General features: G+C 66.8%; 18 protein-coding genes. 12 read left to right on the top strand and 6 right to left on the bottom strand.

All coding sequences use genetic code 11. The annotated features are described in order from the left end of the window. Positions 1-7 precede the first annotated feature (7 nt). From ACMGDH_RS07010 to ACMGDH_RS07000, 3 genes are read left to right on the top strand one after another with little or no spacing between them, the layout of a single operon-like run. Complete coding sequence (locus ACMGDH_RS07010; RefSeq protein ID WP_436827179.1) at positions 8-988, top strand: type II secretion system F family protein; 981 nt, start codon at positions 8-10, stop codon at positions 986-988. A gap of 4 nt (positions 989-992) precedes the next feature. Beyond that, the gene (locus tag ACMGDH_RS07005) at positions 993-1,988 is read left to right on the top strand and encodes a type II secretion system F family protein (protein WP_436827178.1); all 996 of its coding nucleotides are present in this window, start codon (positions 993-995) and stop codon (positions 1,986-1,988) included. 46 nt (positions 1,989-2,034) lie between these two features. After that, positions 2,035-2,526, top strand: coding sequence for a helix-hairpin-helix domain-containing protein (locus ACMGDH_RS07000; protein WP_436827177.1), 492 nt, complete (start codon positions 2,035-2,037; stop codon positions 2,524-2,526). A gap of 222 nt (positions 2,527-2,748) precedes the next feature. Here the strand turns inward: ACMGDH_RS07000 and ppdK are convergent, their stop codons facing one another. The 4 genes from ppdK to ACMGDH_RS06980 all read right to left on the bottom strand — a co-directional run bounded on the left by ppdK (position 2,749) and on the right by ACMGDH_RS06980 (position 8,897). Continuing rightward, a complete protein-coding gene (gene ppdK / locus ACMGDH_RS06995; protein WP_436827176.1) occupies positions 2,749-5,412 on the bottom strand; it encodes a pyruvate, phosphate dikinase in 2,664 nt (887 codons plus the stop codon). Between the two features lie 173 nt (positions 5,413-5,585). Continuing rightward, complete coding sequence (gene glyS / locus ACMGDH_RS06990) at positions 5,586-7,901, bottom strand: glycine--tRNA ligase subunit beta (protein ID WP_436827175.1); 2,316 nt, start codon at positions 7,899-7,901, stop codon at positions 5,586-5,588. Further along, positions 7,894-8,031 carry a hypothetical protein gene (locus ACMGDH_RS06985; RefSeq protein WP_436827174.1) on the bottom strand — a complete coding sequence of 46 codons (138 nt, stop codon included), beginning with the start codon at positions 8,029-8,031 and terminating at the stop codon, positions 7,894-7,896. The genes glyS and ACMGDH_RS06985 overlap by 8 nt, the downstream gene beginning before the upstream one ends. Next, a complete protein-coding gene (locus tag ACMGDH_RS06980; protein WP_436827173.1) occupies positions 8,031-8,897 on the bottom strand; it encodes a glycine--tRNA ligase subunit alpha in 867 nt (288 codons plus the stop codon). The genes ACMGDH_RS06985 and ACMGDH_RS06980 overlap by 1 nt, the downstream gene beginning before the upstream one ends. Before the next feature lie 79 nt (positions 8,898-8,976). On the opposite strand from ACMGDH_RS06980, the gene ACMGDH_RS06975 reads away from it, so the two are divergent. The 3 genes from ACMGDH_RS06975 to pth all read left to right on the top strand — a co-directional run bounded on the left by ACMGDH_RS06975 (position 8,977) and on the right by pth (position 11,213). Then, a complete protein-coding gene (locus ACMGDH_RS06975; protein WP_436827172.1) occupies positions 8,977-9,840 on the top strand; it encodes a TraB/GumN family protein in 864 nt (287 codons plus the stop codon). A gap of 110 nt (positions 9,841-9,950) precedes the next feature. Then, entirely contained in the window at positions 9,951-10,565 is a 615-nt protein-coding gene (locus tag ACMGDH_RS06970; protein WP_436827171.1) for a 50S ribosomal protein L25/general stress protein Ctc, read from the top strand. A gap of 78 nt (positions 10,566-10,643) precedes the next feature. Beyond that, complete coding sequence (pth, locus tag ACMGDH_RS06965; RefSeq protein WP_436827170.1) at positions 10,644-11,213, top strand: aminoacyl-tRNA hydrolase; 570 nt, start codon at positions 10,644-10,646, stop codon at positions 11,211-11,213. Between the two features lie 206 nt (positions 11,214-11,419). Here the strand turns inward: pth and ACMGDH_RS06960 are convergent, their stop codons facing one another. After that, the gene (locus ACMGDH_RS06960; RefSeq protein ID WP_436827169.1) at positions 11,420-12,400 is read right to left on the bottom strand and encodes a HupA family protein; all 981 of its coding nucleotides are present in this window, start codon (positions 12,398-12,400) and stop codon (positions 11,420-11,422) included. A gap of 138 nt (positions 12,401-12,538) precedes the next feature. Beyond that, positions 12,539-13,621 carry a DUF2332 domain-containing protein gene (locus tag ACMGDH_RS06955; protein WP_436827168.1) on the bottom strand — a complete coding sequence of 361 codons (1,083 nt, stop codon included), beginning with the start codon at positions 13,619-13,621 and terminating at the stop codon, positions 12,539-12,541. A 62-nt stretch (positions 13,622-13,683) separates the two neighbouring features. On the opposite strand from ACMGDH_RS06955, the gene hisG reads away from it, so the two are divergent. The 6 genes from hisG (at position 13,684) to trhO (ending at position 20,483) form a co-directional block, all read left to right on the top strand. Further along, the gene (gene hisG, locus ACMGDH_RS06950) at positions 13,684-14,334 is read left to right on the top strand and encodes an ATP phosphoribosyltransferase (protein ID WP_436827167.1); all 651 of its coding nucleotides are present in this window, start codon (positions 13,684-13,686) and stop codon (positions 14,332-14,334) included. Continuing rightward, the gene (gene hisD / locus ACMGDH_RS06945) at positions 14,331-15,620 is read left to right on the top strand and encodes a histidinol dehydrogenase (protein WP_436827166.1); all 1,290 of its coding nucleotides are present in this window, start codon (positions 14,331-14,333) and stop codon (positions 15,618-15,620) included. The genes hisG and hisD overlap by 4 nt, the downstream gene beginning before the upstream one ends. Positions 15,621-15,725: 105 nt before the next feature. Continuing rightward, the gene (nusB, locus tag ACMGDH_RS06940) at positions 15,726-16,187 is read left to right on the top strand and encodes a transcription antitermination factor NusB (protein WP_436827165.1); all 462 of its coding nucleotides are present in this window, start codon (positions 15,726-15,728) and stop codon (positions 16,185-16,187) included. Next, a complete protein-coding gene (gene thiL, locus ACMGDH_RS06935; protein WP_436827164.1) occupies positions 16,159-17,073 on the top strand; it encodes a thiamine-phosphate kinase in 915 nt (304 codons plus the stop codon). The genes nusB and thiL overlap by 29 nt, the downstream gene beginning before the upstream one ends. Before the next feature lie 108 nt (positions 17,074-17,181). Next, positions 17,182-19,353 (top strand): sodium-translocating pyrophosphatase, encoded by a 2,172-nt coding sequence (locus tag ACMGDH_RS06930; RefSeq protein ID WP_436827163.1) that lies wholly within the window; start codon positions 17,182-17,184, stop codon positions 19,351-19,353. Between the two features lie 176 nt (positions 19,354-19,529). After that, positions 19,530-20,483: an oxygen-dependent tRNA uridine(34) hydroxylase TrhO gene (gene trhO, locus ACMGDH_RS06925; RefSeq protein ID WP_436827162.1), complete on the top strand. Its 954-nt coding sequence runs from the start codon at positions 19,530-19,532 to the stop codon at positions 20,481-20,483. Positions 20,484-20,502 lie beyond the last annotated feature (19 nt).

The following is a 20,502-nucleotide window of genomic DNA, read 5'->3' as shown; positions in this document are numbered from 1 at the left end:
AAGCGGCGTGGACATGCTGCCGATTTTGATGCTCGGCGGGGGCACCTTCCTGGTGCTGGCGCTGATGGTGATCGCCTTTTCGGGGCCGTCTGCCGCGCGTGCGAGCGCGCGGCGGCTTTCGAGCGTGCGCGAGCGCCATTCGGTGAGCAACACCGGCGCCACGGCGATGGAAGCGCAGATCCGCCGGGTGACCGCCGCACGCGCCACCGGGATGGATGCCGCAGCCTCGCGCTTCCTGCCCAATCCCGCACTGATTCAGAAGCGGCTGACAATGACCGGCATGCCCTGGACGCTCGGCCAATACGCCATGGCATCCATAGGGCTGACGGTGGTGCCGGGTGCGCTCCTTTGGCTGCAGGGCCTTCCGATCTGGCTGGCGCTGTTCCTGGGTATCTTCATCGGCCTGGGGCTGCCGCACTTCGTCGTCGGCTTCTGCATCAAGCGGCGGATCGGCAAGTTCACCACCAAATTCCCCGATGCCATCGAACTGCTGGTACGCGGCCTGCGCTCCGGCCTTCCGATCACCGAGACGATGGGCGTGGTGGGTCAGGAAGTCGGCGGACCCGTGGGCGAGGAATTCCGCTCCGTATCCGACAAGATGAAGATCGGACGCACGCTCGACCAGGCGCTTCAGGAGACCGCGGACCGGCTCGGTACGCCCGAATTCCAGTTCTTCTGCATCACCATCGCCATCCAGCGCGAAACCGGCGGCAATCTGGCCGAAACGCTCGCCAACCTGGCCGAGGTGCTGCGCAAGCGCGCGCAGATGAAGCTCAAGATCAACGCAATGTCGTCCGAGTCCAAGGCATCGGCGCTGATCGTCGGCGCGCTGCCCTTCATCGTCTTCGGCCTCGTTTGGTTCGTGAACAACAAATACATCGCCAACTTCTTCGTCGACGAGCGGCTGATGGTCGCCGGCGGCGGCGGGCTGGTGTGGATGGGGCTTGGCGCCTTCATCATGTACAAGATGGTCAACTTCGAGATCTGATGCGATGACCACTCCCCCCGGACCGACCTTGCTGGGCGTCGACGTGCTCTGGGTGGCGACGCTGCTCTCGGGCGTCGCGGCCTTTGCCGTGCTCTTCGCGATCTACACCGCGGCGACGGTGCGCGATCCCATGGCCAAGCGAGTCAAGGCGCTCAACGAGCGGCGCGAGCAGCTCAAGGCCGGCATCACCGCATCGACCTCAAAGCGCCGCGCCAAGCTGGTCCGCAAGAGCGAGACCACCGACAATATCCGCGCGCTCCTGACCTGGCTCAAGGTCCTTCAGGACGAGCAGCTGAAGGTCGCGCAGATCAAGCTGCTCCAGGCCGGCATCCGCCGCAAGGAATGGGCTGTCGCGGTGATCTTCGGGCGGATGGTGCTGCCGATCCTGTTCGGCGGCATCACGGGCTTCCTGGTCTATGGCACCGACACTTTCGCCGACTGGACCCCGTTCAAGCGCTATGGCCTGGTCGCCGGATCGATGATCCTGGGCTACAAGGGCCCCGACATCTACCTCAAGAACAAGATCACCAAGCGCAGCGACGCCATCCGCAAGGGCCTGCCGGACGCGCTGGACCTGCTGGTGATCTGCGCCGAGGCGGGCCTGACCGTCGACGCCGCCTTCGCCCGCGTCTCCAAGGAGCTGGGCAAAGCCTATCCCGAACTGGGCGAGGAATTCTCGCTCACTGCGATCGAGCTGGGCTTCCTCACCGACCGGCGCCAGGCGTTCGAGAATCTGGCGACGCGCATCGACCTGGAGGCCATCCGCGGCGTCGTCACCACGATGATCCAGACCGAGAAATACGGCACGCCGCTCGCATCGGCGCTGCGGGTGCTCTCGGCCGAATTCCGCAACGAGCGGATGATGCGCGCCGAGGAAAAGGCCGCACGCCTGCCCGCGATCATGACCGTGCCGCTGATCCTGTTCATCCTGCCGGTGCTGTTCATCGTCATCCTCGGCCCCGCGGCCTGCTCGATCAACGACGCGCTGCTGAGCAAGTAGCGCAACAACTGGCCCGCCCCGGTCGTTACGGCTGCGGAGGTGTCCGATGCAGTTTCCGTTCGATACGCCCACAGAGTTCGTCGCGCTCGCGCTCGTGCTGCTCGCGGGCTGGTTCTTGGGACTCGCGACCCGCTCGGGCGGGCGCAAGTGGCGCCTGCGCGCGCAGGAGGCCGAACGCGAGCGCGACGAGGCGCGGCGCCGGATCGCAACGCTCGAAACCGAGAATGCCGAGCTCAACCGCCGCACGGTGGCGGAACGCCCGGCTGCGCCGGCGGCCGACACCCCGCGCGGCTGGTTCGGCTGGGGCCGCGACAATCTCTCCCGGATCCGCGGCGTCGGCGAGCCCGGCGAGCGGCTGCTCCACGAGCACGGCATCAAGACCTATCGCGCGATCGAGACGCTGACTCCCGAGGAGGAAGCTGCGCTCGAACAGCGAATGGGCCTCACCCCCGGCACGATCGCCCGCGAGGGCTGGCGCGAGCAGGCGGCGATGCTACGCGCCGGGGACGATGACGCGCACGCGCGACGATTCGGGTGACGGCGTGGGGCGGACGCCCCGCTAGACTGCCCGAGTTTTGACTCTTTTGGCGGAAACGCGATTCATCGCGTAACTTTATTTCGCGGAATAGAGGTGTTCAAAGAGCCGCCGGAGGGACCCGGGCAAGGGGGAGCCAAGCAGGCGAAATCCTATTTTGCAAGGGTGTCGGTCGGTGTGCGGCGACTATCCTCCCCCGCTAGGGGGAGGATTGAGGTTGAGGGTTCACCCCTTGCGCAGCGCGGCCTGTGCTGCGGCGAGCCGGGCGATCGGCACGCGGTAGGGCGAGGCCGACACGTAATCGAGCCCGGTCTGCTCGCAGAAGGCGATGCTCGCCGGATCGCCGCCATGCTCGCCGCAGATGCCGAGCTTGATGTCGGGGCGGGTCGCCCTGCCCCGCTCGGCGGCGAGCGCGATCAGCTCGCCCACGCCTTCGACGTCGAGGCTCACGAACGGGTCGCGCGCGTAGATGCCCTTCTCGACATAAGTGGTGAGGAAGCGAGCGGCATCGTCGCGGCTCACGCCCAGCGTGGTCTGGGTGAGATCGTTGGTGCCGAAGCTGAAGAAGGCACCCGCCTCGGCGATCTCGCCTGCGCGCAGCGCCGCGCGCGGCAGCTCGATCATCGTGCCGACCAGATAGTCGATCGTGCGGCCCTTTTCGGCGAACACGGCCTGCGCGGCCTTGTCGACCACCGCCTTCATCAGCTCAAGCTCGCGCTTGGTGGCGACCAGCGGGATCATCACCTCGGGGATCGGCGCGGCGCCCGACTTCTCGGCCACTTCAATCGCCGCCTCGAAGATCGCGCGGGCCTGCATCTCGTAGATCTCGGGATAGGTCACGCCGAGGCGGCAGCCGCGGTGGCCGAGCATCGGATTGAACTCGTGGAGCTCGGCCGCGCGGCGCTTGAGCGTCTCGACATCGACTCCGGAGCTGGCCGCGACTTCGGCGAACTCGGCTTCCTCATGGGGCAGGAATTCGTGGAGCGGCGGATCGAGCAGGCGGATCGTCACCGGCAGCCCGGCCATGACCTCGAATATCTCGGCGAAGTCGCTGCGCTGCTCGGGCAGCAGCTTGTCGAGCGCGGCGCGGCGGCCCTTCTCGTCCTGCGCCAGGATCATCTGGCGCACCGCGGTGATCCGCGACTGCTCGAAGAACATGTGCTCGGTACGGCACAGGCCGATGCCCTCGGCGCCGAACTCGCGCGCGGTGCGGCAATCGAGCGGGGTTTCGGCATTGGTGCGGACCTTGAGCCGCCGCTTGGCATCGGCCCACTCCATCAGCGTGCCGAAGTCGCCCGAAAGCTCGGGCTGAACGGTGGGCACTTCGCCGAACATCACTTCGCCGGTGGCGCCGTCGATCGTGATCGTATCGCCTTCGCGGACCTCACGGGTGCCGACGCGGAACAGCTTCTCCTTAGCGACGATCGCGAGCGTGCCCGCGCCCGAGACGCATGGGCGGCCCATGCCGCGTGCGACCACCGCAGCGTGGCTGGTCATGCCGCCGCGCGCCGTGAGGATGCCGCGCGCCGCGTGCATGCCGTGGATGTCCTCGGGGCTGGTTTCGACGCGGACGAGGATGACGGCATCGCCCGCGGCGGCGCGCTTCTCGGCCGTGTCGCTATCGAACACCGCGAGCCCCGAGGCCGCGCCCGGCGACGCCGGAAGCCCCTTGGTGAGCACGTCGCGCTCGGCCTTGGGATCGAGCGTGGGGTGGAGCAGCTGGTCGAGTGCCGAAGGATCGACGCGCAGGATCGCCTCTTCCTGGGTGATCAGCCCTTCGTTCGCCATGTCGACCGCGATCTTGAGCGCGGCCCTGGCGGTGCGCTTGCCCGATCGCGTCTGGAGCATCCACAGCTTGGCGCGCTCGACCGTGAACTCGATGTCCTGCATGTCGCGGTAGTGGGTTTCGAGCGTGTCGAAGACGGCTGCCAGCTGCTGGTACACCTCGGGCATCGCCTCTTCCATCGAGGCGGGCCTGGCGCCGGCGGCTTCGCGGGCGCGCTTGGTGAGATATTGCGGGGTGCGGATGCCGGCGACGACGTCCTCGCCCTGCGCGTTGATCAGGAACTCGCCATAATAGGCGCGCTCGCCGGTGGAGGGATCGCGCGTGAAGGCCACGCCGGTGGCCGAGGTGTCGCCCATGTTGCCGAACACCATCGCCTGGACGTTGACTGCGGTGCCCCAGTCGGCGGGGATGTCGTTCAGGCGGCGATAGACCTTGGCGCGCTCGGACTGCCACGATCCGAACACCGCGCCGATCGCGCCCCAGAGCTGATCGTGCACGTCCTGCGGGAAGGGCTTGCCCCACAGCTCCTGCACCAGCGCCTTGTATTCGGCGACCAGCGCCTGGAGGTCCGTGGCCGAAAGCTCGGTATCCAAGTGGAAGCCGCGGTCCTCCTTGGCGATCTCCAGCGCTTCCTCGAAGCGGCCGTGATCGAGCCCGAGCACCACATCCGAATACATCTGGATGAAACGGCGGTAGCTATCCCAGGCGAAGCGATCGTCACCACTGGTGGCGGCGAGGCCCTGAACGGTATCGTCGTTGAGGCCGAGGTTGAGGACGGTGTCCATCATGCCCGGCATCGAGACGCGGGCGCCGCTGCGGACCGAGACGAGCAGAGGATCGGCAGCGTCGCCGAATTTCTTGCCCGTGATCCCCTCGATATGCGCGATGCCGTTCGCGACTTCAGCCTTCACGCTCTGAGGGAAGGTCTCGCCTTCTTCATAATAGCGCGTGCACATTTCGGTGGAGATGGTGAAGCCGGGAGGCACCGGCAGGCCGATCGATGCCATTTCGGCAAGGTTCGCGCCCTTGCCGCCCAGCAGATTCTTATCCCCGGCCCCGCCGTCCGAAACTCCACCGCCAAAACGGTACACGTACTGCGTCATCCCTGATCCTTGTGCTTGGAGGCGCCGCCCCGGGACGAGGAGGCGCCTATCGCGACTGCGAACAAGGCGGAAGCTCTGATTGCGTTGTCAGGTTCCCTAACTGTGGTGAACGGCAAGATGTGATAAAGATTAGAGGAAATCCGACATTCCGGTGCCGTAATAAATCGGATAAATCATCCCTCTATTCGCGAGAAATCGGCGACTTTGTGCACTGCGTCACGAATCCGCGCGAGCAGCGCGAGCCGGGCGTTGCGCTTGTTCTCGTCGGCGTCGTTGACCGTCACCTGATCGAAGAAGGCGTCGATCGGCGCGCGGAGCATCGCGAGCGCGGCCATCGCGGCTTCGAAGTCCTCGGCCGCGATCGCGGCTTCCGCGCGGGGCTCGGCGGTGTCGAGCGCTTCGATCAGCGCGGATTCGGCAGGCTCGGCCTGGTAGATGCCGGTGTCGGCGACTTCGCCGGGGACCCAATTCTCCTTCTTGAGGATATTGGCGGCGCGCTTGTAGCCGGCGAGGAGGTTGGCGCCCTCGGGCGACGTGACGAAGGCCTGGAGCGCGTGGACGCGGGCTAGGAGGCGGACGAGATCGTCCTCGCCGCCGAGCGCGAAGACCGCATCGATCAGGTCGTGGCGGACGCCGGCTTCGCGTTGCTGGACCTTTAGGCGGTCGGCGAAGAAGTCGAGGAGGAGAGTCGTGGACTTGCCAGCCTCGTCTACGATCTTCTGCCCTTCTTGCTCCGGAGTTACTTCCGATTTGGTTAACGCAAGCACCAGAGCATCCGACGCCGCCTGTCGTCCGACTAGCGGCGCCAGCGCGCCGTAGCTCTTCAAGGCCTCTCTAGCGATCGAGGTTTTCGTTCTCAGAAGAAGCTCACCGCTGAGCTTGAATAGAGGATTCTCAAGCTTCAGCCTGATCTCGTTCTCTATCAGCAACGATACTACGCCGAGCGCTGCTCGCCTCAATGCGAACGGATCCTTGGACCCGGTGGGGCGCAGATCGTGGGCGAAGAACGCAATCAACGTATCCAGCTTGTCCGCCAACGACACCGCCACCGTCACCGGCGCGGTCGGGACGTCATCGCCCTGCCCGACCGGCTTGTAGTGATCGCGGATCGCTTCGGCGACTTGCGGGTCCTCGCCCTGCGCGGCGGCGTAATAGCCGCCCATCAGGCCCTGGAGCTCAGGGAACTCGCCGACCATCCCGGTGACGAGATCGACCTTGGCGAGCCGTGCGGCGCGTTCGGCCAGGTCGGCCAATAGCCCTCTCCCCTCCGGGGAGAGGGTTGGGAGAGGGGCCTGAGCCGCGAGCGATGCGCTTGAGGAAGACTCCCCCTCTCCCCGACCCTCTCCCCGGAGGGGAGAGGGAGAAGAAGGGACGATCCCCTCTTCCACCAGCCAGCGCGCGAGCTTCGCGACGCGCTCGACCTTGTCGGCGACCGTGCCGAGCTTTTCGTGGAAGACGATCTTTTCGAGCTTCTTCGCCTGCTCCTCGAGCGGAACCTTCAGGTCGGTTTCGTAGAAGAAGCGCGCGTCGCTTAGGCGCGCAGCGAGGACCTTCTGGTTGCCCTCGACGATCCGCTCGCCGCCGTCGGCCGCGTCGATGTTCGCCACGCAGACGAAGGCGTTGGCGAGCTTGCCGGCGGCGTCGCGGCAGACGAAATACTTCTGGTTCACCCGCGCGGTGAGCTGGATCACTTCGGGCGGGACCTGGAGAAAGGCTTCGTCGAAACGGCCGAGCAGCGGCACCGGGAACTCGGTGAGGCCGGCGTTCTCGAACAGCAGCCCGTCGTCCTCGATCAGCGTCAGGCCGGCCTTTTGCGCGGCCATCTTGGCGCCCAGCGCGATGATGCCGCGGCGCTCGGCGCCGTCGACGATCACATGGCAGGCGCGCAGCTTCTCGACATAGTCGTTGGCCGAGCCGATCGTGATCGTGCCCGGATGGTGGAAGCGGTGGCCAACCGTCGCCGCGCCCGAGCGGACGCCCGCGACTTCGAACTCGACCACATCTTCGCCGAGCAGCGCGACGATGCCCTGCAGCGGCCGCACCCAGCGCAGGCTCTCGGTGGAGAGCGAGGCGGCGCCCCAGCGCATCGACTTGGGCCAGGGGAAGGCGCGGATCACTGCGGGAACGGCCTCGGCGATCACGTGCGCGGTGGCGCGGCCGGGCTTGTCGACCAGGGCGAAATAGGTGCCGTCGCGTTCGACGAGCTGGTCCTGGGTCAGGCCGGTCTTGCGGAGGAAGCCTTCGAGCGCCTGCGGCGGGGCGCCGACGCGCGGGCCCTTGGTTTCCTCGGACACCGCGGCGGTCTGCTCGGGCAGGCCGCGGGCGATCAGCGCGAGGCGGCGGGGAGTGGCGTAGGTGACGGTCTCGGCGGCCTTGAGGCCTGCCCTGTCGAGCTCGGCGGCGAACAGGCGCGCGAGATCCTCACGCGCCTTTTCCTGCATGCGCGCGGGGATTTCTTCGGAGCGGAGCTCGAGGAGGAAGTCAGTCACGGAGCACCTCAAACCCGTTCGCGCTGAGCTTGTCGAAGCGCCGTTCTTTCTCTTCAGCCACCGGTCCAGCGAAGAACCGCCCTTCGACAAGCTCAGGGCGAACGGTGGGGTCGAAAACCGGGAGGGTCATCACGCCGCCCACCCGTTCTTTTCCATCCACGCCGCGCACGAACCCTTCGCCAGATCGCGGACGCGGCCGATGTACGCCTGGCGCTCGGCGACCGAGATCACGCCGCGGGCGTTCAAGAGATTGAAGATGTGGCTCGCCTCGATCGCCTGCTCATAGGCGGGGATCGGCAGGCCCTTGTCGAGGCAATTCTCGCATTCGGCGGCGGCCTTGCGGAACTGGTCGAACAGAGTGTCGGTGTCGGCGACTTCGAAGTTCCAGGTCGACATCTGGACTTCGTTCTCGTGGAACACGTCGCCATAGGTCACGCCCGCGTCGTTGAACGCCAGATCGTACACGCTGTCCTTGTTCTGGATGTACATCGCCAGCCGCTCGAGCCCGTAGGTGAGCTCGCCGGCCACCGGCTTGCAATCGAACCCGCCCATCTGCTGGAAATAGGTGAACTGAGTGACTTCCATGCCGTCGCACCAGACTTCCCAGCCGAGCCCCCAGGCGCCGAGCGTGGGCGATTCCCAATCGTCCTCGACGAAGCGGATGTCGTGGCGGGTGAAGTCGATGCCGATCGCGGCTAGGCTGCCCAGATACAGTTCCTGGAGATCGGGCGGGCTCGGCTTCAGGATGACCTGATACTGGTAATAATGCTGCAGCCGGTTCGGGTTCTCGCCGTAGCGGCCGTCGGTCGGGCGGCGGCAGGGCTGGACGAAAGCGGCGTTCCACGGATCGGGGCCGAGCGCCCTGAGCGTGGTCGCCGGGTGGAAGGTGCCCGCGCCCATGCGCATGTCATAGGGCTGCAGGATCACGCAGCCGCGCTCGCTCCAATAATCATGGAGCTTGAGGATCATCCGCTGGAAGCTGAGAGGCTGGGACATAGTGGCGCCGCTTTGGCGTGGCGCGCGCGCATTGACAAGGCGCGAGGCGACGGGCTCAGTCGCGGCGATGCTCAGGACAATGACGATTGCGCTGGCGCTGGCGCTTGCCGGGTGCGGCGCGAAGCCCGCGGCGAACGATGCCGATCCGGCGCTGTGGGTGGTGAAGGACGCCGACACGACGATCTATCTGTTCGGCTCGGTGCACATGCTCAAGCCCGGGCTCTCGTGGTTCGACGAGGGCGTGAAGGAGGCGTTCGACAGGAGCGACAGCCTGGTGCTGGAGCTGGTGATGCCGGCCGATCACGAGATGCAGACGCTCGTCTCCGAGCTGGGGATGACCGCCGCCGGCCCTGCCCTGCCCGACCAGCTTCCGCCCGAGGCCGCGGCGAAGCTGCGCGCGGCGCTGCCCGGGCTGGGGCTCGCACCCGAGGCGCTCGACCGTGCCGAGCCGTGGCTGGCGGCGACGATGCTCTCGTCGCTGCCGCTGCGCCAGCTCGGCTATGACCAGAGCGAAGGTGCCGAGAAGGTGCTGAGCGCAGCCGCGGCCAGGGCGGGCAAGCCGGTGACGGGCCTGGAGACCGCGCGCGAGCAGCTCGGCTATTTCGACGCGCTGCCGGTGGAGGCACAGCGCGCGCTGCTGGTCGACACGATCGAGGACCTGCCTAACGCCGGGGCGACCGTGGACCGGATGGTGGCGGCGTGGAGCAAGGGCGACGCGGACGGCCTGGCGGCGCTGATGAACGAAGACCTCGACCGCTCGCCCGAGCTCACCGAACGGCTGCTCGCCGCGCGCAACCGCAAATGGGCGGCCTGGATCGCGGAGCGGATGGCGCAGCCGGGGACGGTGTTCGTCGCGGTGGGCGCGGGGCATCTCGCGGGCAGCAGGAGCGTGCAGGCCGAGCTGGCGAAGCGCGGGATGAAGGTGGAGCGGGTGGAGTATTGAGTCCGGTTGCACTTCGCCCGTCTTTCCGCTAGAGGCGCGCGCTTCCGTGTCAGGGTCATCCCTGGAGGCCTGGCCGGTTGAACTGAAACATTAGCGCACAGGAACGACACATGAGCGAGACGCTTACGCTGTCGGCCGAGACGCGCGACCGGGTTGGCAAGGGAGCCTCCCGGGCGCTTCGTCGCGAAGGCCGCGTCCCCGCCGTAATCTACGGCAACAACGAAGCCCCCAAGAGCATTCACCTCGCCGAGCGCGAGCTCCAGAAGCTGCTCAACACCGGTCACTTCTTCAACTCGGTCGTGATGATCGACGGCGAGCGCACCCTTCCCAAGGACGTGACGTTCCATCCGGTCTCCGATCGCCCGGTGCATGTCGATTTCCTGCGCATCTCCGAGCATGCCTCCGTCACGGTCGACGTGCCGATCGTCTTTGTTGACGAAGAGCTGGCCCCCGGCATCAAGCGCGGCGGCGTGCTCAACGTCGTGCGTCACGAGCTCCAGCTCGTGGTCGATGCGGCCGAGATCCCCGACCAGATCGAGATCTCGCTCAAGGGTCTCGAAGTCGGCGATTCGCTCCACATCTCGGCGGTGGCGCTGCCCAAGGGCGCGACTCCGGCGATCACCGACCGCGACTTCACCATCGCGACCGTGGTCGCACCGTCGGCGCTCAAGTCGAGCGAAGGCGACACCCAGACCGAAACCGCCGAGGAAGCCGAGGGCGAATAAGCCCCGCCGAACTTCCTGGGTGAAAAAATCGCCTCCGCATCCTAGGTGCGGGGGCGATTTTCTTTTGAGGATGTTGAGATGCAGCTCTGGGTGGGCCTGGGCAATCCGGGGCCGCAATATGCGATGCACCGGCACAATGTCGGCTTCATGGCGGTCGATGCGATCGCCGAAGTGCACGGATTCTCGGCGCCCAAGAAGCAGTTCCAGGGCTGGACGCAGGAGGGCCGGATCGGAGCCGAGAAGCTGATCCTGCTCAAGCCCGCGACCTTCATGAACGAGAGCGGCCGCGCGGTTCGCGCGGCGATGGACTTCTACAAGCTCACGCCTGCCGACGTGACGCTGTTCCACGACGAGCTCGACCTGGTTCCGTTCAAGGTGAAGGTGAAGACCGGCGGCGGCACCGCGGGGCACAACGGCCTGCGATCGACCGACCAGCACATCGGCCCCGATTTCCGCCGCGTGCGGATCGGCATCGGCCATCCGGGGCACAAGGACCGCGTGACCAGCTATGTGCTGGGCAACTACGCCAAGGCCGAAATCGAGCCGCTGTCCGACATGCTGGGCGCGATCGCGGCCGAAGCAGAGTGGCTGGCGAAAGGCGACGACGCGCGATTCATGAGCGACGTGGCGCTGCGGCTGCAGGATTAGAGTTCTGGAGCGAAGCTGCAGAGGCCGGAATCACTTCTTCCGTCCGGCCTGAGCTTGTCGAAGGCCCGCTCTCCACCAGCGGTTCGCCCGCGGATAGGTGCCCTTCGACAAGCTCAGGGCGAACGGTTCTGTTCTCTACCCACACACAAAAACGAAAGGGGCCCCGGTTTCCCGGAGCCCCCTCGCATTCGCCAGTTCTGGCGAAGTTACTTCTTGCCGACGATGTTGCCGACGAGGCGCTGCTGGGCGCCGTTGAAAGTGCCCGAAGCGGCGAAGGTGATGCCGATCTCCTTGGCCTGCGAGCCGAAGAAGCCGCCGGTGATCGTGCCGTTGAGCGGGCTGCCCTGGAGGAAGCTGCCGTTGAACAGGCTCTGGCCCACCGGCACTGCACCCTGCGCAGTGAAGGTGCCGTAGGCGACGGGCGTTCCGCCATCCACCGTCGAGGTGAGGTTGAGCGTCACATCGACCACGCCGGTGGCGAAGTTGACCGAAACCGTGGCGGTGCCGGAGACGCGCGAAATCGTGGTGCTCGTGGCATCGACGCTCACCAGCCGGCCCGTGACCGTCGAGGTATAGGCCTGGGTGCCGGTGGTCGGCATGTCGCTCGGCACCGTGTTGTAACCCCACACACCCGTGGTGAAGCGCTTGGCGCCCGCGGTCGAATCGCCGCGCCACCAGCTCATGTAGCTGACGTTGGTGAGCTGGAGCGCAGTGTTGCTCGTCACCTGCGACGGGATGGTGTTGTTGAGGAATTCAACCTGCGAGAACTTGCCCGCGGTCGCGGTGTCGGTGGTGCGGAACACATATTCGGTGACCGCCGGCGCCGGCTGAACCGTGACGTTGGCGTTGACGAAGCGCGATTCCTCATTGGCCTCGCGGACCACATAGGTAGCGGTGGCGATCGCGTTGCTGGTAGCCAGGCGGACGCGCGACGAGAGCGTCTCGGTGCTGGCAGCGCCGAGCGTCACCGGGCCGGCCGGATCACCGGTGTAGCTGGTGGCGGCGTTGATCGTGTTGAACTCGGCCGCGGTCGCCAGCGGGAAGGCCGTGTAGGTCGGTGACGCGGTGGGCGTGGGGCTCGGCGTCGGCGTCGGGCTGGGGGTGGGTGTGGGATCGTCATCGCCGCTGCAGCTGGCCAGCACCAGCGTTGCCGCGGCGGCGCTCATGATCATGTGACGGCGAATCATTCCCTGCTCCTTGCGAAAGGCTTCGATAACGAAAGACTTGGCGCCCCTGTACCCCAGGTGAACGGGGCCGCGTCAAGCCGCGTGCGAAGGCGTGCCTTCAACAGGACGGAGCCGTCGCATCCAAGCCGCATCCATACATCAATAAGCGCGCATCACATAAGGACGGGTTTCATAGGGTGGCGCGAGCCCTTCGACCCAGGCGCCGTGCGCATGGGTGAGCGCGACCAATTGCATCGGCACCGCCCCCGGCCAGCCGCGCACGCGGACCTCGTGGCGGTGGAGATCGCGGTTGGGCTCCATCATCACCCAGCCGAGCGGCCGTTCGGAAGTCGCCCGCGCGCCGGCAGCGAGCATCGCATCGGCGATCCGCTGCTGGGTGGCGTCGGGCAGATACTGCCACACCACCGAATGCATGAGAACGCGGGTGACGCCCTCCGGCTGCGGCTCGGCGAGGCGTGCCTCGAGCCAATCGGCCGCATCGCCCTGCACGAGATCGACGCCCTCGGCACGGACCATTGCAATCGTCTGCTCCAGGCGCTGCTGACGCTCGACATTCTCGACCCAGCAATAGGCCTGGAGCCGCTCGGCATCGCGATCATCCGAAAGATCGAGCGGCTGGATGTCGACACCGCGCGCCGACACGATCTCGACCGGCGCATCGGGCGGCGGCGGACCGCGCCATTCGGGCCGTATCTCCACCGGCGAATCGGCTGGGCCCGCAGAAACGCCGCCCAGATCGAAACGATAGCGGCCGATCAACAGGTTGAGGCCGGCGCTCGAACCGATCTCGAGCACTTCGATACGCGGGCCGTAACGCTGCGCGAGATGGAGGATCCCGGTCATCAGCCCGGCCGAGCGCCCCGCTTCGTTGGTCTGCGGCGGGCCATCGAGCCAGGGCAGGAGGTCGGCGTCGTGCTTCACGAACACATCGTGCAGGATCGCCGCCACTTCTCCCGGCTCGGTCGCCGCGCCCGTGAACACCGGTGCCAGTTCGGGAACGCCGCGGCGATGAAGCGCATGGAGCCCGCCGATCAGCCGCAGCACCAGCGCGTCAGCGACCGGCTCGCCGGGCCAGTCGAGCACGCAGCGCCCGGTTTCGCTGTCGCGGGTGAGGGTTTCGCCGAGCACGGTGGCGATGCGCGCCGTGATCGGCGCGGCCATCGCCGTGCAATAGCCCGCCTGGATGCGGAAGCTTTCGCGGTTCGCCGCTTCGTCTGCCATGCACTTGCCTCCCGCGCCGCTGTTGCGCCCGGGGCACCCCACAAGTAAAGCCCCGCGGTCCCATGCAAGAACCGCTGATCCTCGCCGTGCCGAAAGGCCGTATCCTCGAAGAGGCGCTGCCGCTGCTGGCGGCGGTGGGAATCGTGCCCGAGCCGGCCTTTTCCGACGAGGCCAGCCGCGCGCTGCGATTTACGACCAACAACCCGGCGATCGATCTGATCCGCGTGCGCGCGTTCGATGTCGCGACCTTCGTCGCGCATGGGGCGGCGCAGCTGGGCATCGTCGGATCGGACGTGCTGGCCGAATTCGCCTATTCGGAGCTCTATGCGCCGGTGGACCTGGGGATCGGGCGCTGCCGCGTCTCGGTCGCCGAGCCGGTCGATCTGGCTGCGAAGGACGATCCGCGCGGCTGGAGCCATGTGCGCATCGCGACCAAATATCCGCACATCACCCGCGCGCATTTCGAGGCGCGCGGCGTGCAGGCCGAATGCATCAAGCTGAACGGCGCGATGGAGCTTGCGCCGGTGCTGGGGCTGGCGCCGCGGATCGTGGACCTGGTCTCCTCGGGGCGGACGCTCAAGGAGAACGGGTTGGTCGAAGTCGAAGTGATCGCGGAGGTGACCAGCCGGCTGGTGGTGAACCGCGCCGCGTTCAAGACGCGCGCAGCCGATGTGGTGCCGCTGGTGGATGCGTTCCGGAGGGCTGTCGCGTGATCCGGCTCGATTCCGGCGCTCCCGATTTCGCCGAGGCGTTCACTGCGCTGGTCAACGCACGGCGCGAAGCGGATTCGGACGTCGCGCGTGACGTGGCTGCAATCATCGCACGCGTGCGCGATGAAGGCGATGCGGCGCTGCGCGAGCTGACGCAGCGCTTCGACCGGTTCGATCTGGACGCGAGCGGCTGGGCACTCGACCGCGCGGACTGTCTGGCGGCTTACGAGGGGCTTGCGCCCGAGCTGCGGGATGCGCTGGAGCTCGCGGCCGAGCGGATCGCCACCTATCACGCCAAGCAGAAGCCGCAGGACAGCGACGGGATCGACGAACTGGGCATTCGCCTGGGTGCGCGGTGGCGCGCAGTGGATGCGGCGGGCGTCTATGTGCCCGGCGGCCGCGCGGCCTATCCCTCGTCGGTGCTGATGAACGCGATCCCCGCCAAGGCGGCGGGAGTGCGCCGGCTGGTGATGGTGACGCCGACTCCCGATGGCGAAGTCAATCCGCTGGTGCTCGCCGCCGCGCATATCGCGGGCGTGGACGAGATCTGGCGCGTCGGCGGCGCGCAGGCGATCGCGGCGCTCGCTTATGGCACCGAACGGATCGCTCCGGTCGACGTGATCACCGGCCCGGGCAACGCCTGGGTCGCCGAGGCCAAGCGCCAGCTCTATGGCGTGGTGGGGATCGACATGGTCGCGGGCCCCAGCGAGATCGTCGTGGTGGCCGACTGCAAGAACGATCCCGAGTGGATCGCGGCCGACCTGCTGAGCCAGGCCGAGCACGACCCGACCAGCCAGTCGATCCTGTTCACCGACGATGCCGCCTTCGCCGACAAGGTCGCCGTGGCGGTGGATGCGCAGATCGAGCAGCTTGCGACACGCGAGACCGCGCGGGCGAGCTGGGACGCCAATGGCGCTATCGTGGTGGTCCCGACCTTGGTCGAGGCGATCCCGCTGGTCGACCGGCTGGCGCCCGAACATCTCGAGCTCGCCTGCGACGAAGCGGACGGTCTGTTCGAGCTGGTCCGCCACGCCGGATCGATCTTCATCGGCCGTCACACGCCCGAGGCGATCGGCGACTATGTCGCCGGGCCGAACCATGTGCTCCCCACTGGCCGCCGGGCGCGCTTCGCGTCGGGGCTGTCGGTGCTCGACTTCATGAAGCGCACCAGCTTCCTGGCACTCGACCAGGCCGGGCTGGCAGCGATCGGTCCGGCTGCGGTGGCGCTCGCCAATGCCGAAGGACTTCCCGCGCACGCCAAGTCGGTCGCGATCCGATTGAAACCCTAGCCACCGTTCGCCCTGAGCTTGTCGAAGGGCTGTTCTTCTTCTCGATCCGGTGAGAAGAACGGTGCTTCGACAAGCTCAGCACGAACGGGTTGAGAGACAGATTCCATGCCCAGTCCCAAAGCCAAGACTCGTTCCAAGGCCCGTGCCGCCGCGCGGCTCGGCGCCGTGCAGGCGCTCTACCAGCGCGAGATGGAGGGCACCGCAGTGCCCGCGCTGCTCCACGAATTCCACCATCACCGGCTCGGCGCGATCATCGAGGATGTCGAATATGCCGAGGCCGACGTGCTGTTCTTCGACGATATTGTGAAAGGCGTCGATGCGCGGCAGGGCGAGATCGACGCGCTGATCGCCGCCAAGCTCTCCGCCGACTGGACGATGGAACGGCTCGACAAGCCGATGCGCCAGATCCTGCGCGCCGGCACCTATGAGCTGCTCGCGCGCCCGGATGTGCCGGTGGGTGCGGTGATCAGCGAATATCTCGACGTGACCGACGCGTTCTACGACCGCCGCGAAAAGGGCTTCGTCAACGGCATCCTCGATGCGGTGGCGAAGGAAGTTCGGGGGTGACCCTTATCCTCCTCGCGAGGATCATGTGAACGAAGCCGAGTTCATCGCGGCGCTGCGCAGCCTTCCGCTCGCGCCGGGTGCCGAGGGGCTTGTGGACGATTGCGCGACACTTGCCATCGGCGGCGAGACGCTGGTGCTCACGCACGACGCGATCGCGGAGGGCGTGCATTACCTGCCCGGCACCGATCCTGCCGACGTGGCGTGGAAGCTGGTGGCGGTGAACCTCTCCGATCTTGCCGCCAAGGGCGCCGATCCGATCGGGGTGTTGATCGGGGCGACCTTGATCGAAGGCGCGGATCGGTTCGTGGAGGGGCTTCGCAATATCCTCACCACCTATGCCGTGCCGCTGCTCGGGGGGGACACGATCGCGGTGAAGCCCGGCACGCCTGCGACCTTCGGCTGCACTGCGATCGGGCGCGCGACTGCCATTCCGGTGCCGACCCGAGCCGGCGCGCGGGCGGGCGATGCGATCTTCGTCGCCGGCACGATCGGCGCGGCGATGCTCGGTTTCCGTGCTGGCGACGGAGAGGCCTATCTGCGCCCCCGGCCGCTGCTCGCCGAGGGCCGCGTGCTCGCGCCGCACGTCCATGCGATGATGGACGTATCCGACGGACTGCTGCTCGACGCGCGCCGCATGGCCGAGGCGAGCGGCTGCACCGCCGCACTGACGCTCGACGCCATTCCCTTTGCTCCCGCTCTCGCGCCTGAGGACCGGATCGCCGCGGCGAGCTGGGGCGACGATTATGCGCTGCTCTTCGCCGCACCCGAGGGGTTCGTGCCCCCTGTCCCCGCCGCACGGATCGGGACGATGACTGTGGCGGGCGCCGAACCGCTGCTGCTCGATGGAAAGAAACCGCCCGAAAAGCTCGGCTACGAGCATAGCTGACACGCGCTTGCGCTCCCCAGGAGCGCCCGATACGTTCCCCGCCTCCGCAAGACCGGCAAAGATCGGCGCGGCACTTCCAGAAAGTTCTTAGGGGAAGGACAACACCGGATGACGATTGTTTATCTCGCCATCGCCTGCGGCCTGTTGGCCGTGGCTTATGGCCTATTGACGAGCCAGCAGGTGCTGCGAGCACCGGCCGGCAACGAGAAAATGCAAAGCATTGCCGCCGCGATCCAGGAAGGCGCCAAAGCCTATCTGGGCCGGCAATATACGACCATCGCCATCGTCGGCGTGATTGTCGCCGTCGTGTTGTTCTTCACGCTGGGCGGGCTTTCGACGCTCGGCTTCGTGATCGGTGCGGTGCTTTCAGGCGTCGCGGGCTATGTGGGCATGCATATTTCGGTGCGCGCCAACGTTCGCACTGCCGAGGCTGCGCGCGGATCGCTCCAGGGCGGGCTTACCCTCGCCTTCCGCTCGGGCGCGATCACCGGCATGCTCGTCGCCGGACTCGGGCTGCTCTCGATCGCGGCGATCTTCTGGTATCTCGTCGACGTCGCCGACATGGCGCCGAACGCGCGGCCGGTGATCGAGACGCTCACTGCGCTCGCGTTCGGCGCCTCGCTGATCTCGATCTTCGCGCGCCTGGGCGGCGGCATCTTCACCAAGGCGGCCGACGTGGGCGCGGACCTGGTCGGCAAGGTCGAGGCGGGCATCCCCGAGGACGACCCCCGCAACCCCGCGGTGATCGCGGACAATGTCGGCGACAATGTCGGCGACTGCGCGGGCATGGCTGCCGACCTGTTCGAGACCTATGTCGTGACGCTGGGCCTCACCATGGTCTCGATCGCGCTGCTGATGCGCGGGCTCGACACTGCGCTGCTCACCAACCTGATGGCGCTGCCGCTGATCGTCGGCGGGGTGTGCATCATCACGTCGATCATCGGCACCTATATGGTCCGCCTCGGCAAGGGTCAGTCGATCATGGGTGCGCTCTACAAGGGTTTGTGGACCACGGTGATCCTCTCGATCCCGGCGATCTGGCTGGTGACCAATTATACGCTTGGCGACATGAACACCGTGATCGGCGGCGTACCCGCGTTCGGCAGCCTGGAAGCGGGCCTCACCGACGAAGCGGTGCTGGGCCTTGCCGCGGGCCCCGCCTTCACCGGATGGGACCTGTTCTGGTGCATGATGATCGGGCTCGCCGTCACCGGCCTGCTCGTGTGGATCACCGAATATTACACCGGCACCAACTATCGCCCGGTCAAGTCGATCGCCAAGGCTTCGGTGACCGGTCACGGCACCAACGTGATCCAGGGGCTGGCGATCAGCCTCGAATCGACAGCGCTGCCGACTTTGGTGATCGTCGTGGCGGTGATCGCGTCGTTCCAGATCGCGGGCATCATCGGCGTGGCATTCGCCGCGACATCGCTGCTTGCGCTCGCGGGCATGGTCGTCGCGCTCGATGCCTATGGGCCGGTGACCGACAATGCCGGCGGCATTGCCGAGATGGCGGGGCTCGAGGACGAGGTTCGCCACAAGACCGACGCGCTCGACGCAGTGGGCAACACCACCAAGGCAGTGACCAAGGGCTATGCGATCGGATCGGCGGCGCTCGCGGCGCTGGTGCTGTTCGGCGCCTACACGACCGACCTCAAGCTGTTCTTCCCGGACGTCGTGGTCGATTTCTCGCTGAGCAACCCGTACGTGATCGTCGGGCTGCTGCTCGGCGCGCTGCTCCCCTATCTCTTCGGGGCGTTCGGCATGACCGCGGTGGGCCGGGCAGCGGGCGCGGTCGTCGAGGATGTGCGCAACCAGTTCCGCGACAATCCCGGCATCATGGAAGGGACCAGCCGGCCCAACTATGCCCGCACAGTGGACATCGTCACCCGCGCGGCGATCAAGGAGATGATCATCCCGTCGCTGCTGCCGGTGCTGAGCCCGATCGCAGTGTATTTCATCATCACCGCAGTGGCCGGCCAAGCCGAGGGCTTTGCGGCACTCGGCGCGATGCTGCTCGGCGTGATCGTCTCGGGCCTGTTCGTCGCCATCTCGATGACTTCGGGCGGCGGCGCGTGGGATAATGCCAAGAAGTATATCGAGGACGGCAACCACGGCGGCAAGGGCTCGGAAGCCCATAAGGCCGCAGTGACCGGCGACACGGTGGGCGATCCCTACAAGGACACTGCCGGTCCTGCGGTGAATCCGATGATCAAGATCACCAACATCGTGGCGCTGCTGCTGCTCGCCGCGCTGGCGGGAGGCCATGTGGCGGGCTGAACCGCCGTTCGAACCTAACCCTGTTCAGATAGGTTTTACCAAAAGGACCGTTCGCCCTGAGCTTGTCAGGGCGAACGGGTTCTATCGAAACCGATCAGGCGTGGGCCTAGCACCCGCCCGGCGCATTTCCGGGCGGGGTTTTGTTTGCGCGGCGCCACTCTGCTAGAGGCGCCCGCGTGACTCAGCCCCTGCCCCCCATCCATGTTGCCACGCTCTACCAGTTCACGCGTTTCGACGATTGCGCCTCGATCCAGGAACCGCTCGATGCGCTATGCCGCGCGAGGGGCGTGAAGGGCACACTGCTGCTTGCCCCTGAGGGGATCAACGGCACGATCGCGGGCAGCACCGAGGCTATCGAAGCAGTGCTCGCGCATATCCGCGGCCTGCCCGGCTGCGCCGAGCTCGACGTCAAGCATTCGCATGCGGCGACGATGCCGTTTTACCGGATGAAGGTGCGGCTGAAGCGCGAGATCGTCACGATGGGCGAACCTGATCTCGATCCGACGGCTGTCGGCGACTATGTGGCGCCGAAGGACTGGAATGCGCTGGTCGACCAGCCCGACACGATCCTGATCGATACGCGCAACGACTATGAAGTCGCGGTCGGCACGTTCGAAGGTGCGATCGACCCGAAGACCAAGAGCTTCCGCGAATTCCCCGAATGGGTGCGCGCGCACCGCGACGAATGGGTGCGGGACGGGAGCGCGCCTAAGATCGCGATGTTCTGCACCGGCGGGATCCGTTGCGAGAAGGCCACCGCCTTTCTCAAGGCGGAAGGACTGGATCAGGTCTATCACCTGAAGGGTGGGATCCTCGCCTATCTCGAGCAAGTCGCGCCCGAAGAGAGCCGCTGGCAGGGCGAATGCTTCGTGTTCGACGAACGCGTGTCGGTCGGCCACGGACTCGCACTCGGCTCCTACGGCCTGTGCCGCGCGTGCCGGATGCCGGTCGGCCAGGAGGATCGGCGCTCGCCGCTGTTCGTCGAGGGTGTCTCGTGCCCGGCGTGCCACGATGCGCGCTCCGATGCGCAGCGCGAACGCTATGCCGAGCGCCACCGCCAGGCCGAGCTCGCGGCCATGCGCGGCGAAGCGCATGTCGGCGCGCAGCTAGCGGCACGCGACAAGGACTGAGCTGCAGCCGGGCCGATAC

It is taken from the genome of Sphingomonas radicis, from assembly GCF_051400635.1.
Taxonomy (GTDB): domain Bacteria; phylum Pseudomonadota; class Alphaproteobacteria; order Sphingomonadales; family Sphingomonadaceae; genus Sphingomonas.
This window is presented reverse-complemented; position numbering and strand designations above follow the sequence as displayed.

Excerpts from the sequence above, each read along its gene's own strand:
- ACMGDH_RS07005 (WP_436827178.1), top strand. The coding sequence starts at position 993 with ATGACCACTCCCCCCGGACCGACCTTGCTGGGCGTCGACGTGCTCTGG.
- ACMGDH_RS07000 (WP_436827177.1), top strand. The coding sequence starts at position 2,035 with ATGCAGTTTCCGTTCGATACGCCCACAGAGTTCGTCGCGCTCGCGCTC.
- ppdK (WP_436827176.1), bottom strand. The coding sequence starts at position 5,412 with ATGACGCAGTACGTGTACCGTTTTGGCGGTGGAGTTTCGGACGGCGGG.
- ACMGDH_RS06985 (WP_436827174.1), bottom strand. The coding sequence starts at position 8,031 with ATGACCCTCCCGGTTTTCGACCCCACCGTTCGCCCTGAGCTTGTCGAA.
- ACMGDH_RS06980 (WP_436827173.1), bottom strand. The coding sequence starts at position 8,897 with ATGTCCCAGCCTCTCAGCTTCCAGCGGATGATCCTCAAGCTCCATGAT.
- ACMGDH_RS06975 (WP_436827172.1), top strand. The coding sequence starts at position 8,977 with ATGACGATTGCGCTGGCGCTGGCGCTTGCCGGGTGCGGCGCGAAGCCC.
- ACMGDH_RS06970 (WP_436827171.1), top strand. The coding sequence starts at position 9,951 with ATGAGCGAGACGCTTACGCTGTCGGCCGAGACGCGCGACCGGGTTGGC.
- pth (WP_436827170.1), top strand. The coding sequence starts at position 10,644 with ATGCAGCTCTGGGTGGGCCTGGGCAATCCGGGGCCGCAATATGCGATG.
- ACMGDH_RS06960 (WP_436827169.1), bottom strand. The coding sequence starts at position 12,400 with ATGATTCGCCGTCACATGATCATGAGCGCCGCCGCGGCAACGCTGGTG.
- ACMGDH_RS06955 (WP_436827168.1), bottom strand. The coding sequence starts at position 13,621 with ATGGCAGACGAAGCGGCGAACCGCGAAAGCTTCCGCATCCAGGCGGGC.
- hisG (WP_436827167.1), top strand. The coding sequence starts at position 13,684 with ATGCAAGAACCGCTGATCCTCGCCGTGCCGAAAGGCCGTATCCTCGAA.
- nusB (WP_436827165.1), top strand. The coding sequence starts at position 15,726 with ATGCCCAGTCCCAAAGCCAAGACTCGTTCCAAGGCCCGTGCCGCCGCG.
- thiL (WP_436827164.1), top strand. The coding sequence starts at position 16,159 with ATGCGGTGGCGAAGGAAGTTCGGGGGTGACCCTTATCCTCCTCGCGAG.
- ACMGDH_RS06930 (WP_436827163.1), top strand. The coding sequence starts at position 17,182 with ATGACGATTGTTTATCTCGCCATCGCCTGCGGCCTGTTGGCCGTGGCT.